The sequence below is a fragment of the Streptococcus sp. FSL W7-1342 genome (genome assembly GCF_037966635.1).
Classification (GTDB): Bacteria; Bacillota; Bacilli; order Lactobacillales; family Streptococcaceae; genus Streptococcus; species Streptococcus salivarius_D.
Genome location: NZ_CP150200.1, coordinates 1,697,520 through 1,711,964 on the forward strand (window position 1 = coordinate 1,697,520; position 14,445 = coordinate 1,711,964).

The 14,445-nt window shown below is 40.1% G+C and carries 16 protein-coding genes and 1 tRNA gene; 2 read left to right on the forward strand and 15 right to left on the reverse strand.

Translation table 11 applies throughout. From position 1 onward, the window contains the following. Nucleotides 1-268 precede the first annotated feature (268 nt). From NSQ79_RS07785 to NSQ79_RS07815, 7 genes are all read right to left on the reverse strand, one after another. Nucleotides 269-339 (reverse strand) — tRNA-Thr (locus NSQ79_RS07785). A gap of 57 nt (nucleotides 340-396) precedes the next feature. Then, nucleotides 397-750 carry an arsenate reductase family protein gene (locus tag NSQ79_RS07790; protein WP_014633495.1) on the reverse strand — a complete coding sequence of 118 codons (354 nt, stop codon included), beginning with the start codon at nucleotides 748-750 and terminating at the stop codon, nucleotides 397-399. 34 nt (nucleotides 751-784) lie between these two features. Next, a complete protein-coding gene (locus tag NSQ79_RS07795) occupies nucleotides 785-1,279 on the reverse strand; it encodes a methylated-DNA--[protein]-cysteine S-methyltransferase (protein WP_045768746.1) in 495 nt (164 codons plus the stop codon). A gap of 55 nt (nucleotides 1,280-1,334) precedes the next feature. Then, a complete protein-coding gene (locus NSQ79_RS07800; RefSeq protein ID WP_004183085.1) occupies nucleotides 1,335-2,513 on the reverse strand; it encodes a 3-phosphoglycerate dehydrogenase family protein in 1,179 nt (392 codons plus the stop codon). Nucleotides 2,514-2,531: 18 nt separating this feature from the next. Then, a complete protein-coding gene (locus tag NSQ79_RS07805) occupies nucleotides 2,532-3,089 on the reverse strand; it encodes a GNAT family N-acetyltransferase (protein ID WP_045768722.1) in 558 nt (185 codons plus the stop codon). Nucleotides 3,090-3,101: 12 nt separating this feature from the next. Continuing rightward, the gene (serC, locus tag NSQ79_RS07810; protein ID WP_045768723.1) at nucleotides 3,102-4,196 is read right to left on the reverse strand and encodes a 3-phosphoserine/phosphohydroxythreonine transaminase; all 1,095 of its coding nucleotides are present in this window, start codon (nucleotides 4,194-4,196) and stop codon (nucleotides 3,102-3,104) included. 154 nt (nucleotides 4,197-4,350) lie between these two features. Beyond that, the gene (locus NSQ79_RS07815) at nucleotides 4,351-5,244 is read right to left on the reverse strand and encodes an ROK family protein (protein ID WP_049529419.1); all 894 of its coding nucleotides are present in this window, start codon (nucleotides 5,242-5,244) and stop codon (nucleotides 4,351-4,353) included. A gap of 115 nt (nucleotides 5,245-5,359) precedes the next feature. Here NSQ79_RS07815 and NSQ79_RS07820 point away from each other — a divergent pair, with 115 nt between their 5' ends. Further along, nucleotides 5,360-5,755: a VOC family protein gene (locus NSQ79_RS07820; protein ID WP_002884456.1), complete on the forward strand. Its 396-nt coding sequence runs from the start codon at nucleotides 5,360-5,362 to the stop codon at nucleotides 5,753-5,755. Nucleotides 5,756-5,798: 43 nt separating this feature from the next. On the opposite strand, the gene NSQ79_RS07825 is transcribed toward NSQ79_RS07820, so the two are convergent. From NSQ79_RS07825 to folB, 8 genes are all read right to left on the reverse strand, one after another. Further along, nucleotides 5,799-6,698, reverse strand: a complete 900-nt coding sequence (locus NSQ79_RS07825) for an SPFH domain-containing protein (RefSeq protein WP_004183097.1) — start codon at nucleotides 6,696-6,698, stop codon at nucleotides 5,799-5,801. A gap of 311 nt (nucleotides 6,699-7,009) precedes the next feature. Next, entirely contained in the window at nucleotides 7,010-8,077 is a 1,068-nt protein-coding gene (locus NSQ79_RS07830) for an ABC transporter substrate-binding protein (protein WP_045768446.1), read from the reverse strand. Continuing rightward, on the reverse strand, nucleotides 8,070-8,846 hold the full coding sequence (locus NSQ79_RS07835) for an ABC transporter permease (protein ID WP_164332053.1): 777 nt from the start codon (nucleotides 8,844-8,846) through the stop codon (nucleotides 8,070-8,072). The genes NSQ79_RS07830 and NSQ79_RS07835 overlap by 8 nt, the downstream gene beginning before the upstream one ends. Next, nucleotides 8,843-9,637 carry an ABC transporter permease gene (locus tag NSQ79_RS07840; RefSeq protein WP_164332052.1) on the reverse strand — a complete coding sequence of 265 codons (795 nt, stop codon included), beginning with the start codon at nucleotides 9,635-9,637 and terminating at the stop codon, nucleotides 8,843-8,845. Before NSQ79_RS07840 ends, NSQ79_RS07835 begins: the two co-directional genes overlap by 4 nt. Further along, entirely contained in the window at nucleotides 9,621-10,775 is a 1,155-nt protein-coding gene (locus NSQ79_RS07845; RefSeq protein WP_002884517.1) for an ABC transporter ATP-binding protein, read from the reverse strand. The genes NSQ79_RS07840 and NSQ79_RS07845 overlap by 17 nt, the downstream gene beginning before the upstream one ends. A 46-nt stretch (nucleotides 10,776-10,821) precedes the next feature. Then, nucleotides 10,822-11,724 (reverse strand): UDP-N-acetylmuramate dehydrogenase, encoded by a 903-nt coding sequence (gene murB, locus NSQ79_RS07850; RefSeq protein WP_070579544.1) that lies wholly within the window; start codon nucleotides 11,722-11,724, stop codon nucleotides 10,822-10,824. A 189-nt stretch (nucleotides 11,725-11,913) separates the two neighbouring features. After that, complete coding sequence (gene folK / locus NSQ79_RS07855; RefSeq protein WP_004183105.1) at nucleotides 11,914-12,405, reverse strand: 2-amino-4-hydroxy-6-hydroxymethyldihydropteridine diphosphokinase; 492 nt, start codon at nucleotides 12,403-12,405, stop codon at nucleotides 11,914-11,916. Beyond that, entirely contained in the window at nucleotides 12,402-12,761 is a 360-nt protein-coding gene (gene folB / locus NSQ79_RS07860; protein WP_004183107.1) for a dihydroneopterin aldolase, read from the reverse strand. The genes folK and folB overlap by 4 nt, the downstream gene beginning before the upstream one ends. 220 nt (nucleotides 12,762-12,981) lie before the next feature. On the opposite strand from folB, the gene NSQ79_RS07865 reads away from it, so the two are divergent. Then, nucleotides 12,982-14,433 carry an alpha-amylase gene (locus NSQ79_RS07865; protein ID WP_175062645.1) on the forward strand — a complete coding sequence of 484 codons (1,452 nt, stop codon included), beginning with the start codon at nucleotides 12,982-12,984 and terminating at the stop codon, nucleotides 14,431-14,433. Nucleotides 14,434-14,445 lie beyond the last annotated feature (12 nt).

A 14,445-nucleotide genomic window follows, 5' to 3' on the forward strand; every position in this document is an offset into this window, starting at 1 on the left:
AGTGCACTTGACTCGTCACAAACTCTCAAAGAAGAATTCGCAGTACTTAGTATTATCAGTAAACTTTTTATATTAATTTATCCAAAGCTATATCATGTCTTTGGCACAAAATAAATCAGCAGGCATAGCCTATTTAAAGTTTTTACTACACTAGAGCTTTCAATACACTCTCGCATAATAGGTGATTTATTTGTCTCATACCTTCGAAGAGAGACAAGCTTAAACTCATATAAAAAAATCCAACCCTAAGGCTGGACTTTATCACAGATGCCACCACCGAGAATTGAACTCGGAACGGAGCATTACCATTGCTCTATTATACCATTTAACTATAGCGGCAACTGTTTTAATCTTACCATACTTTTATTTACTGTGGCAAGATTTTTTGCTTATTTTTTATAAATTTAAGTTTTGGTAAGGCGTACGGTAACCAACCTGTAAGACCTTACCATCTTTAATCAAGATAGGACGTTTAATCAACATACCGTCTGAAGCTAAGAGTTCAACAGCTTCATCAAGAGATAGGGTTGGCAACTTATCCTTTAGACCTAGAGAGCGGTAGGATTGACCACTCGTATTGAAGAATTTCTTAAGTTCTAAATCTGACCCTGCCAAAAGCTCTTTTAAAAATTGAGCCGAAGGTGGATTTTCCTTAATATTAATAGATTCAACATCTAAACCTAATTGATTGAGTTCTGCCTTTGCCTTACGACAAGTGCTACATTTGGGATATTCATAAAAAGTGTACATGTTTTTCTCCTTTTTTCTAGCATAAGATATCTGTCTAAGGATTGTCAAACCTAATGCCTTCTAAATGAAGTAAGAAACGCTTGGCGTCTTCTCCTGCGGCGTAATTTCCTATATGACCACTACTAGGAAGAACCCGATGGCAAGGGACCAGAATCAACCAAGGATTCTTACCAACAGCAGTTCCTACGGCCTGTGCCGATTGACATAAAATCACTTTACCAATCTGACTATAAGTTCTGCTCTCCCCCACAGGAATGTCCCGTAAAGCTGACCAAACCTTTAGCTGAAAGGTTGTCCCTCTATCAGCTAGAGGGAGGGTATCTGGACTTGGATGATCACCTTTAAAATAAGCCTCTAACCAATTCTTGGTCATTTTCAAGATAGGATTTGAGGTGTCTACTAGCTCCTCTTCCCTGATTCCTGACTGAAAATGTTTTTGCCCCTCCAACCAAACACCATAAAGCGCTTGGTCACTTGCCACCAAGCACAAGCGTCCAATAGGAGATAAATAATACTGACGATAAAGCATGTCTTTATTATAACAAAAAAGACAGGAATCTCTTGTTCCTGTCAATTAACTCTTATTATTTACCTTTAATCAAACGCACACGAACGATATTGTCACTAGCTTCAAACTTAGCAACCAATTCATCAATCTTAGACTTGTCTGTTTCATCAAGGTCAAGAAGTGTATAGGCATAGTCGCCCTTAGAACGGTTGATGATATTATCGATATTGATATTAAAATCAGAAACCGCAGTAGAGATACGAGCCACAATATTAGGCACGTTTTTATTAATCAAAGTGATACGGTATGGGGCACTCAAGGCCTGTTGCACACGTGGGAAGTTAACAGAGTTAACAATTTCACCTGTTTCCATGAAACGACGGATGGTTTGACCAGCCATAATCGCACAGTTAAGTTCTGCTTCACCTGTTGATCCACCAACGTGTGGGAAGACAGTCACATTAGGTTTGTTGAGAAGATCTTCTGTACCAAAGTCTGTGATATAGCGTTTAACCACACCTGTTTCCAAAGCATCAAAGAGAGCATCGTTATCTACCAACTCTGCACGGGCAAAGTTAATGATAGTTGTCCCTTTTTGCATAAGGTTAAAGGCATCCGCATTGAAAGTTCCCTGTGTATCTGGTGTCAATGGAACGTGAACAGTGATATAATCACAGTTTTCAAAAATCTCTTTAAGATCAGAAACACGTCTTACATGGTGAGAAATATTCCAGGCAGCTTCAATAGAAACATATGGGTCGTAACCATAGACCTTCATTCCCAAACGGTAAGCATCATTGGCAATACGTGCACCAATGGCACCGAGCCCGATAACACCCAATGTCTTACCAGTAATCTCGCTACCTGCAAACTGTTTCTTACCTGCTTCAATTTGTTTAGGAACATCGTCACCACTAAGTGTGTTAACCCAAGCATTGGCTGCAATATAGTCACGTGCTGAGAGTAAGATAGAGGCCAAAACAGCTTCTTTAACAGCGTTAGCATTGGCACCTGGAGTATTGAAGACAACAATCCCTTTTTCAGTTGCTTCGTCAACTGGGATATTGTTAGTTCCTGCACCAGCACGTGCGATAGCTTTCAAGTTGTCAGGAAAAACAGTGTCATGGAGATTTTGACTGCGAATGATATAAGCATCAGGGTTTTCCGCTAAATCACCATCAATTTGGAAATGATTTCCAAGTTCTTTCAAACCAATCTGGTTAATATTGTTATACGTTTTTACACTAAATACCATAATTTTATTCCTCTTAAATCAATGTATCCCGTGGTGAGCTGCTTCATCAAGTTCTTGATAGAAGGCTTTCTCTCGCTTAGTTTTGATTTTCTGATAAGCAAGACGTTCACCATCAATAGGAACCTTGCCACAATAGACATAGCCAAGTTTCTCCAAAATATGCTGCATGACAGTATTCTTTTCATGCGTATCGCAACGGAAATCATGGGCATCCGTTCCCTCAATAAGGCCTTGAATGAAGGTTTGAGCAATGCCCTGACCCGTAAATTCACTTAAAACGGCGATTCTATGAAAAGTAATATAGCGCTTATTGTGGTGTTTCCAGTCCCCATCATAGATTTTGTCGTAAGCAGGGTCTCCATCAACAATCACCGCAGCATAAGAAACGATTTGACCATCAACAATTCCTACATAGGCCTGCCCACTAAGGACATCGTCAAAGATAGTTTCTTCAGTAGGGTAACCATCAGCTCCTTGCCATTGGGTACTCCCCGCTTCTGCTAAAGCAGTTCTAGCACTCTCAATCACAGTCATGATAGCCCCAATTTCATTTGGGAAGGCTTGTCTAATTTCCATCTCTTTACCTAATTATTTATTTTCGGCTTCAAATTTCTTCATAAAGTCAATCAAGTCAAGTACACCCTGACGTGGGAAAGCGTTATAAACACTAGCACGCATACCACCTACAGAACGGTGTCCTTTGATATTCTTGAAACCAAGAGCATCTGCTTCTGCTACAAATTTAGCATCCAACTCTTTACTTGGTGTTACAAATGGGATATTGCAGACAGAACGATCCTTGGCATCTTTGACAGGATTTGTGTAGAAATCAGATGATTCAATGTAGTCGTAGAGAAGACCTGATTTCTCACGTTGAATTTCAGCCATCTTGTCCACGCCACCAATTTCATTTTTAACCCAGTCAAAGACAAGTTTTGAAATATAGATGTTGAAACATGGTGGTGTATTGTAAAGTGATCCTGCTTCAGCTTGAATACGGTAATCCAACATGGCAGACAATTGTGGTTGGTCGTTAAGGAAATCTTCACGAACGATAACCACTGTCACCCCAGCAGGTCCAATATTTTTCTGAGCACCAGCATAGATAAGAGCAAAGTCCTCAACATTGTAACGAGCAGCCAAAATATTTGAAGACATGTCAGCTACAATTGGCACACCATTAGTATCAGGCAAATCGTAGATAGATGTTCCTTCAATGGTATTGTTCGTTGTCAAGTGAACATAGGCAGCTTCTGGATCAATTGTTGCTGGGTCAAAGCTTGGGATGTGATCGTAAACAGTTTCTTCTGAAGAGGCCAAAAGAATTGGTTCAAAAGGAATGGTTTTTGAAAGTTTAATAGCTTCTGTATAAGCTTTTTTACCCCATGAACCACCTACAAGGTAGTAAGCTTTCTTACCTTGAGCGAGGTTAAGTGGGACCATTGTAAATTGTGTTGAAGCACCACCTTGCAAGAAAATAACCTTATAGTTATCAGGAATGGCCATGAGCTCACGAAGTGTCGCTTCCGCATCTTTAACGATTTTGTCAAATTCTGGAGAACGGTGGGACATTTCTAGCACGGACATACCGGAATCTTGATAGTTAAGCAATTCAGCTTGGGCTTTTTCAAGCACTGGTTTTGGTAATGTAGCAGGTCCTGCTGAGAAATTATAAATTGTCATAAAGACACCTCCAAAATTTTAATGGTCCTATTATAGCGAATTTTCTGAATATTGTAAAGTGTTAACAGTAAAAAACGAACGGGATTAACCGCTCGCCTCAAAAAAGTTAGGTATTTTATGTATATTCTTATCAGTAATTGATTTTAGTATCCGTTTATTTTTGCTTAAGAAAATAGGCTGCCCCAATTAGATTAGCTCCACTATGATGATGACAAGCAACAATCTCGGGACGTTTAATAATTTTACCGATAAAGTCAATCTCATGGTGAACCTTATCAAACTGGCGGTTGACCTCCTCGATAAGAATCGGCTGGGCTGAAATGCCACCTCCAATAACAAAGGTTTCCATATCAAAGATGGTTTGAAGATTCAAAATGGTAATGGCTAGATTACGACAATAGTTTTCAAAAAGCGAATAGACTGTTTTATCTCCTGCATTTATGGCCTTAAATGCGGCTAAACCATCCTTTAAATCTGAATTACCTAGCACTTCATTTACCTTGGTAATTAAACCTACAGCCGACAAAGTCATGCCTCGCATCAATGAAGGATCAACTTTTTCCATTTGAACTGGTAAAAGAAAGGTCAACTCACCCGCTTGAAAGTGGCTTCCTTGAAAAAGTTTACCATTAATAATAAATCCACCACCTAGACCTGAACCCAAAACAAGGGCTGCACCATTGGTCACTCCTTGCAAATGACCTGTGGCTAGCTCTGCCAAGGCTACTGCTTTACCGTCATTAAGAGCCATCACAGGCAGATGGTACTTAGCTTCGAGGACCTCTTTAATACGAAAGCCGTGAAAGAACCTCAATAAGCCACCATGATAAATGACACCCTCCTCAGTATCAACCGTCCCTGGAACACTAATTGCAATACCTGATAGTTCTTCTTCAACCGAAGTAACTATCTGATCAATCACGTCAATAGCTTGTTCCAAGGTTTGTGGGGATGACTGCGTCGGCAGACTCTTTTCAATGGCAAACTCCTCCGAAACAAGTGCTGACTTCACCTGTGTTCCCCCAAAATCAATCGCTAAAATCGTCATAAGCATCCTCCACAGATTGTTATTCGTCATTATAACACAAAATAGCAAAAACTAGAAAAAACGGTTCCAAAATGCTATCATAAACTTACAGAATTAGATAAAAGGAGTATCTCACATGACTAAATTTCTACACACTTGTGTCCGTGTCAAGGACCTAGAAGCCTCACTTAAATTTTATAAAGAAGCTCTTGGTTTCAAAGAAGCTCGTCGCAATGATTTTCCAGAATATAAGTTCACCCTTGTCTACTTGCAACTCGAAGATGATCCTGATTACGAGTTAGAATTAACCTACAACTACGACCATGAAGCTTATGATCTCGGAGATGGATATGGTCATATCGCCGTTGGTGTTGATGACCTAGAAGCTACACACCAAGCTCATAAAGAGGCTGGCTATACTGTCACAGACCTCTCAGGTCTTCCTGGTAAACCAAAAATGTACTACTTTATCACTGATCCAGATGGCTATAAGATTGAAGTTATCCGTTTGACACAATTCCTAGAAAAATAAAACAAAAAAAGTCAGATCGTATAGATCTGGCTTCTTTTTGTGCTTAATTTTTATTATCTGTCTTTAAGGCTGACAAAATTTGGGTACGAATATCATCCACACCGTTTGGATTATTTGGTAGGAATAAGGTTTGATTGCCTTTAGCCGCAAAAGTATTAAGCGTATCTAAGTATTGGTTAGTCAAGAGAATAGACATAATCTGCTCTTCAGACATACCCACATTGGCCTCTTTAAGTTCTGCGATAGATTCAGCCAATCCATCAACGATTGCCTTACGTTGTTGGGCAATACCAACCCCGTGAAGACGATCTTTTTCAGCTTCGGCTTCAGCTGCTGTGACAATCTTAATCTTATCAGCTTCTGCCAATTCTTGAGCTGCTACACGCTTACGTTGAGCAGCATTGATTTCGTTCATAGACTGTTTAACTTCAGCATCTGGTTCAACTTTGGTAATCAAGGTCTTAACAATGATATACCCATAAGTTGTCATTTCTTCGGCCACTTGGTGTTGAACCTCAAGGGCAATTTCATCCTTCTTCTCAAAGAGCTCATCAAGTGTCAATTTAGGAACTGATGAACGGAGAGCATCCTCAATGTATGATTTAATTTGAGCTTCTGGACGCATGAGTTTATAGTAAGCATCTGTTACATTTTGCTCATTAACACGATATTGAGTAGCCACATTCATCATGACAAAGACATTGTCCTTTGTTTTAGTCTCAACCACAATCTCACTTTGAAGCAAACGTAGTTGAATACGAGCGGCAATTTTATCGATACCAAATGGTAAACGCATATGAATCCCACTCGTTGCAATTTTTTGATAACGTCCAAAACGTTCGACGATAGCCACTGACTGTTGACGTACAACGTAAAGCATACTGATGAGAATTCCCAAAATAATCAGGAAGGAAAACAGTAAAAAGAGAAGTGCTGCTTGCATGTTAAGTCCTCCAAAATAAACATAAAAAACTTCTTTGCTTTATTATAGCACAGTGATACAATTTTTCAAAAAAAAATAGTATAGCTCGTTCGAAATAGTATAAAAGAGACACTTTCTTTATCGCTTATGTGTTAGCACTCCTAAAAAGTTGGAAGCTCCTGTCAATCGAGAGAGTTGTACGCAACAGGCGAGACTTTTTGATGTAAGAAAAAAGGCTGAAACGATTACGTTTCAGCCTCTTAGTATTTTCGAAAATAAAATCGTTTGAAGAATCATTCTAGATGGCATCTAAAACTCAAATCTCAAAAGACTTATTTACGATACATCTTGACTTGAAGGTAAATATCGTTATAGATTCCTAGCCATTTTTGTCCCAAGTTGTTATAGACTTCAAGATTTTTAATGGTTAATTCTGATGGATAAAAGGCTTTATCATCGGTGATACTCTTTGGAAGCAAGGCTTTAGCTGCTTGGTTAGGTGTGGCGTAACCGATATATTCAGCATTTTGGGCTGCATTTTCTGGTTTAAGCATGAAGTTGATAAAGGCATATGCCTCTTTTTCATGCTTTACAGTCTTAGGAATCACCAGATTATCAAACCAAAGGTTTGAGCCTTCAGATGGAACAACATAACGTAGGTCCTCATTTTTATCAAGCATCTCACTAGCTTCCCCTGAGAAGGTTACTCCTATGGCCGCATCACCTTGAACCATGTAGCCCTTCATCTCGTCACCAACAATAGCCTTGATATTTGGTGTTAGACTATTAAGTTTAGTTTCAGCCAAACGCAATTCAGTCATGTTCTTCGTATTCAAGCTATATCCCAGGCTATTGAGTGAGAAACCAAGGACTTCACGCGCACCATCAACTAGCATAATCTGGTTTTTGTAATCTGGTGACCAAAGATCATCCCAGTGCTGTGGTACTTTTTTCACCAATTTTGTATTATAAACAATACCGACAGTTCCCCAGAAATAAGGGATGGAATAGTCATTGTGAGGGTCAAAACTAAGCCCTTTAAAGCTTGAACCAATCTGGTCAAAACCTTTGATTTTAGATTTATCCAACTTCACCAAAAGGTCTTCCTTAACCATTTTATCAATGGTATAGTCTGACGGCACAGCGATATCGTAGGTTGTTCCGCCCTGCTTAATCTTGGTATACATGGCTTCATTGGAATCAAAGGTTTCGTACTGGACCTTGATGCCCGTTTCTTTTGTAAACTTGGTCAGAAGGTCTGGGTCAATATAATCACCCCAGTTATAGATAACTAATTTGTCTGACACATTTCCTGTACGACTCTGCATGTAGGCAGAGATGCCCCAAAGGAAGAAGATAATGGATAAGATACCTGCCAGAAATTGATAGAGTCTACGCATCCTGCTCCTCCTTCTCCTTGGTAATCGCATAATAACCTATCACTAAAAGAATAGAGAATAGGAAAACAACGGTTGACAAGGCATTGATTTCCAGAGAAATCCCCTTACGTGCACGTGAGTAAATTTCCACTGCAAGTGTTGAAAAACCATTCCCCGTTACAAAGAAGGTTACTGCAAAGTCATCCAATGAATAGGTAAAGGCCATGAAATAACCAGCAATAATACCAGGTGTCAAGTATGGCAACATAACCTCACGTAACATCTGCCATTGAGTTGCACCTAGGTCATAAGCGGCATTCACCATATCTCGATTCATTTCCTTGAGACGTGGCAACACCATGAGAACCACGATTGGGATTGAAAAGGCAATGTGACTCAATAAGACAGATACAAAGCCTAGTTGGAAACCAATCAAGGTGAAGAGAATCAAGAAACTTGCACCAATCATGACGTCCGGTGCAACCATGAGCACGTTATTTAGGGATAAAATCCCAGTCTGTTGCTTCTGTTTACTCTCATAGATAAAGATAGACCCAAAGGTACCAATAATCGTTGCCAGAAGAGCGCTAAGGAAAGCTAAAAAGAAGGTTTGAGCCAGAATTAACATAAGACGGCTATCTGAAAACATGCTCTGGTAGTTATACAGAGTAAAACCTGTGAAACTATTCATATCGCCACCACTATTGAAAGAATAGGCGATTAAATAAAAGATTGGCAGGTAGAGGATAACAAAGACAAGAGCTAAATAGAGATTTGCAAATTTTTTCATTGACGTCTCTCCTTTGTTAACCACATTGTCGCAATCATAGCAACAATAAGAACAACACCAATGGTTGCCCCCATTCCCCAGTTTTGTGTCGTGAGGAAGTGCTGTTCGATAGCTGTCCCTAAGGTGATAACTCGGTTACCACCAATCAAACGTGTCAGCATAAAGAGGCTGAGACTAGGAATAAAGACCGACTGGACGCCAGAGCGTACCCCATTAAGCGATAAGGGAAAAATAACCTTGGTAAAGGTCTGCCAATCATTGGCTCCCAAATCTTTACTTGCATTCACAATATTTTCATCCAAATCATCCAGTGCATTGAAAATCGGTAGAATCATAAAAGGAATTTCAATGTAGCTAGCTACGAAAATAAAGGAGAAATCCGTAAAAAGGATTTGCATGGGTGCAATCCCAAAGAAACCAAGAAAGGCATTGATACCGCCTTGTTGACCAAAAATCCCCATAAAAGCATAGGCTTTCAGAAGGAGATTGACCCAGGTTGGCAAAATAACCAACATTAACCAAAGTTGCTTATGCTTCAGTCTGGTTAAAAGGTATGCCGTCGGATAAGAGATAAGGAGAGTTACCAGAGTAATGATGGTTGCATAAAGAACCGAGTTAAAACTCATCCTTAAGTAAGTCCAACTGGAAAAAAAAGTACCATAATTATCCAATGTAAAGTTACCACTAATATCAAAGAAAGACTGATAGAGTAGCATGAGCACTGGAGCAACCACGAAGAGTAAGAGCCATAGGAGGTAAGGTACCGAGAAGAGGCTAGCTGTTTTCTTCATAGCGCTCCTCCTCAATGGCATTAATCAAGCCATCTTCATGTTCTTCCACTTCCACATATTCTTCAATACGTGCATCGAATTCTTCTTCTGTCTCATTAAGACGCATGATATGAATATCCTCAGGCGTAAAATCAAGACCGATAATCTCACCCTCAATCGCCTTACGGGTTGAGTGAATCATCCATTCATTACCAAGATTGTCATAGGCAATGATTTCATAGTGGACTCCACGGAAGAGCTGAGTTTCCACGCGAACTTGCAATTTGCCTTCCTCAGGAAGTGTAATCTGTAAATCTTCAGGACGAATAACCACTTCGACAGGTTCATTAGGACGCATTCCTCCATCGACAGATTCAAAACGTTTCCCATTGAACTCAACCAAATAGTCCTCAATCATAACACCTGGCAGGATGTTAGATTCTCCAATAAAGGTTGCAACGAAGTGATTGATAGGTTCGTCATAGATATCAACTGGAGTTCCTGATTGAACAATTTCACCATCGTTCATAACAAAAATCCAATCCGACATGGCCAAGGCTTCTTCTTGGTCGTGGGTAACAAAGACAAAGGTAATCCCTAGACGTTGCTGCAATTCGCGCAACTCGTATTGCATTTCAGTACGTAGTTTCAAATCCAGTGCTGACAAGGGCTCGTCCAAAAGGACCACACGTGGCTGGTTAATAATTGCTCGGGCAATGGCCACACGTTGACGTTGACCACCTGATAATTTTTGAATTGAGCGTTTTTGATAACCATTGAGTTGAACCATCTTTAAGGCTTCTTCTACACGCTCTTCGATTTCCTTTTTTGGCACCTTTTTCAATTTAAGGGCAAAAGCCACATTGTCAAAGACATTCATATGTGGAAAGAGGGCGTAAGATTGAAAAACGGTGTGGACATCCCTTTTATTAATAGGAATATCATTGATACGCTTTCCATCCAAAAGGACGTCACCACTGGTCGCATCTAAGAGACCTGCAATGATGTTCAAAATCGTTGATTTACCAGAACCAGAAGCCCCGAGTAGGGTATAGAACTTACCTTCTTCTAGTTCAAAGTTGATGTCTTTTAAAACTTGTGTGCCACTATCTTCAAACACTTTTGAGACGTTTCGAAAGGCAATAATCGGATTAGTCAATTGTCATAAATCCTCCATGGATAGCAAATATAGGGATAGGGTTTTATTAGTTTAATTTGTCGCCAATGATACGTACTTCAGGCTCAAGTGTTACACCTGAATTTTCCTTAACCTTAGCGATGACATCTGCAATAAGATCTTCATAGTCTTTAGCTGTTCCGTGATCAACATTGACCATGAATCCAGCATGCTTAGTTGACACCTCAACACCACCGATACGATGTCCCTTGAGATTTGCTTCCACAATAAGCTGACCTGCAAAATGACCTGGTGGGCGTTTAAAGACCGAACCACATGAAGGGTATTCAAGAGGTTGTTTAAGCTCTCGCAAATGATTAAGACGATTCATCTCATTCTTGATTTGCTCGTAATCTCCTGGTTTGAGGTTAAATTTAGCTGAAATAACCACTTCACCTGTTTCTTGGAGCACTGAACGACGATAACCAAAACGCATATCTCTTGCGTCAATCGTACGAACATCACCGTCTTTTGTAAGAACCTGAGCAGAAACCAAGATATGGGCAATCTCGCCACCATAGGCACCAGCATTCATAAAGACGGCACCACCAACACTACCTGGAATCCCCGCTGCAAATTCAAAACCAGTCAAACTTTGAAAACGGGCTACCTTGGTCGTCGCAATCAGGTTAGCTCCCGCTTCAGCTTCAATTTGATAACCATTAACTGCGATACCATTAAGTCTGTCAAACATAATCACAAAACCTCTGATACCACCGTCACGGACAATCAAATTACTAGCATTACCAAGAACCAACCAAGGAATGTCATGCTTATTAGCAAATTTGACAATACGAGAGAGTTCATAGCGGTTACGTGGAAAGGCCAAATAATCTGCTGGACCACCAACCTTGGTATATGTATAACGTTTTAAGGGTTCGTCGAAACGAATATCAATTCCCACTAAATCTTCTTTAAGTTCATCTAACATGTTATTTTCCATACTTTTTCTATACATTGATTTCTTTGTAGGTATCGTGATAGACTCCCCCATGTTACTATCACTACCTAAAAATGAGTTAGTATTTTTCCCTAAAAATTAGAAGAAAAATACAGCAAAAAGCCAAGTTTAATTATAGCAAAAATTCCCCATCTTGACGACAAGGAATTTCACGCAAAGCTAGTCCATAAGTTCCAATTTACGGACATCACTAGTGTTTAAGTGACTCAAATAATTTTTGTAGGCTTGCCCAGTTTTGGGGTCAACCAAATCATCTGCTATTTCTACTAAGGGCACCAAAACAAAAGCTCTCTGGCTCATATAAGGGTGGGGCACTTTAAGGTGCTCAGTCTCCCAAATTTCCTGCCCATATAGAAGAATATCGATATCTACTGTCCGAGGCCCCCAATGCTCATGACGAACGCGATCAAGATCTTTTTCAATTTGCTGACATGACCTTAGTAAGGTCTCTGCTGGCAACTTCGTCTCTAAAGCCAAGGCAAGATTCAAAAAATCAGCCTGATTTGTCAGTCCCCAAGCAGCCGTTTCATAATAAGAGGATACCGCTTTAACCTCCGTCTCAGGTAGGTCATTCAAGGCCTTCACAGCTTTTTGAAGATAGCCCTGACGGTCTCCCATATTAGATCCCAAACTCAAATAAACTCTTGTCATCGGCTACGCTCCAATTCGATACCAACACTCTTATAATGCCCATTAATTGGGGGATTTTCCTTGGTAATTCGAACTTTAATAGATTGAATTGGTGGAAACTGTGCAAATAGATCCTCGCAAATTGCACCAGCTAAACGCTCAATCAAAATGTACTTTTTATCTTCCACTTGTTTTTGCACAGCTTCAAAAACCAATCCATAGTGAACCGTATCATCTAGATTGTCACTCTGTGAGGCCTTGGTTAGATCAACAGCCAATTCCAAATCTACCACAAAAATTTGTCCCAGGGTCTGTTCCTCAGCAAAAGCCCCGTGATAGCCATAAAAACGGCAACCATTTAAAATAATTTTATCCATAGTTTCTCCTTCACACGACTAGACTCCTCTTTATTCTAGCACAAAACAGTTGAAAAGTTGGTCTCTAATTAGTATGATATTTTAGACAGATCTGAAGTTATTGTGTTTACGCGTATGCAATCGGTTGCATAATTCTTCTGATTTGGTAAAATATAGGCACAGGAGTTAAAAAGATTCCTGATTACAAGCAAGACTATCTCAACTAATTAAGGAAAAAACTATGACAAATCAAACCGCAATGCAATACTTTGAATGGTATCTTCCAAGTGACGGTCAACACTGGAACAATTTGGCTGATGATGCCCAACATTTAGCAGACCTGGGCATCAGCCACGTTTGGATGCCACCTGCTTTTAAGGCCACCAACAAAGATGATGTTGGTTACGGAGTCTATGACCTCTTTGACCTTGGAGAATTCGACCAAAAAGGAACAGTCCGCACCAAATACGGCCTCAAAGAAGAGTATCTCAATGCTATCAACCAACTCAAAGAAGTTGGTATTGTACCTATGGCCGACGTTGTGCTTAACCACAAGGCAGCAGCCGATAAACTCGAGACCTTCGAAGTGGTCGAAGTTGACCCAGAGGACCGTACCCAAGAAATCAGCGAACCATTTGAAATCGAAGGTTGGACACACTTCACCTTTGACGGACGTAATAAAGCCTACAACGATTTTGAATGGCACTGGTACCACTTTAACGGAACTGACTTCGATGCCAAACGTAATAAAAGTGGCATCTATCTTATCCAAGGTGACAACAAAGGTTGGGCAGACAACGACTTGGTTGACAATGAGAATGGTAACTTTGACTACCTTATGTATGCTAACCTAGACTATAAACACCCTGAAGTTATTGAAAACATTTACGAATGGGCAGATTGGTTCGTTGAAACAACAGGTGTTCAAGGATTCCGCATGGATGCAATCAAGCACATCGATTCATTCTTCATGCGTAACTTTATCCGTGATGTCAAAGAAAAACAAGGGCAGGATTTCTATGTCTTTGGTGAATTTTGGAATGGTAATGAAGAAGATAATAATACCTATCTTGAAAAGATTGAAAAACGTTTTGACCTCGTCGATGTTCCGCTTCACAACAATCTACACAACGCTAGCACAGCGGGATCTGATTATGATTTGACGACAATTTTCGATCATTCCTTGGTCAAAAATCATCCTGAACATGCTGTAACCTTCGTAGACAACCACGACACTCAACGCGGACAAGCTCTAGAATCTACTGTTGAAGAATGGTTTAAACCAGCTGCTTATGCTCTCATCCTTCTCCGTGAAGACGGTCTTCCTTGCCTATTTTATGGTGACTACTATGGCATCGAAGGTGAATTTGCCCAAGAAAATTTCCAAGAAATCCTAGATACCTTGCTCTACGCTCGTAAAGACCTAGCTTACGGAGAGCAAACAGACTACTTTGATGATCCAAACTGTATTGGATGGACACGCTCTGGCAACGAAGATGGCTCTCCATTAGCTGTAACAATCTCTAATGATGCTGCTAACAGCAAGTCTATGGAAATTGGTAGTGATTGGGCCGGCCAAACCTTCTACGACATTCTTGGAAACTGCTCTGATACTGTAACCATCGACGAAGACGGATGGGGAGACTTCCCAGTTTCTGAAAAATCTGTCAGCGTTTGGACAATTCAAGACTAAGAAAAAAAGCTC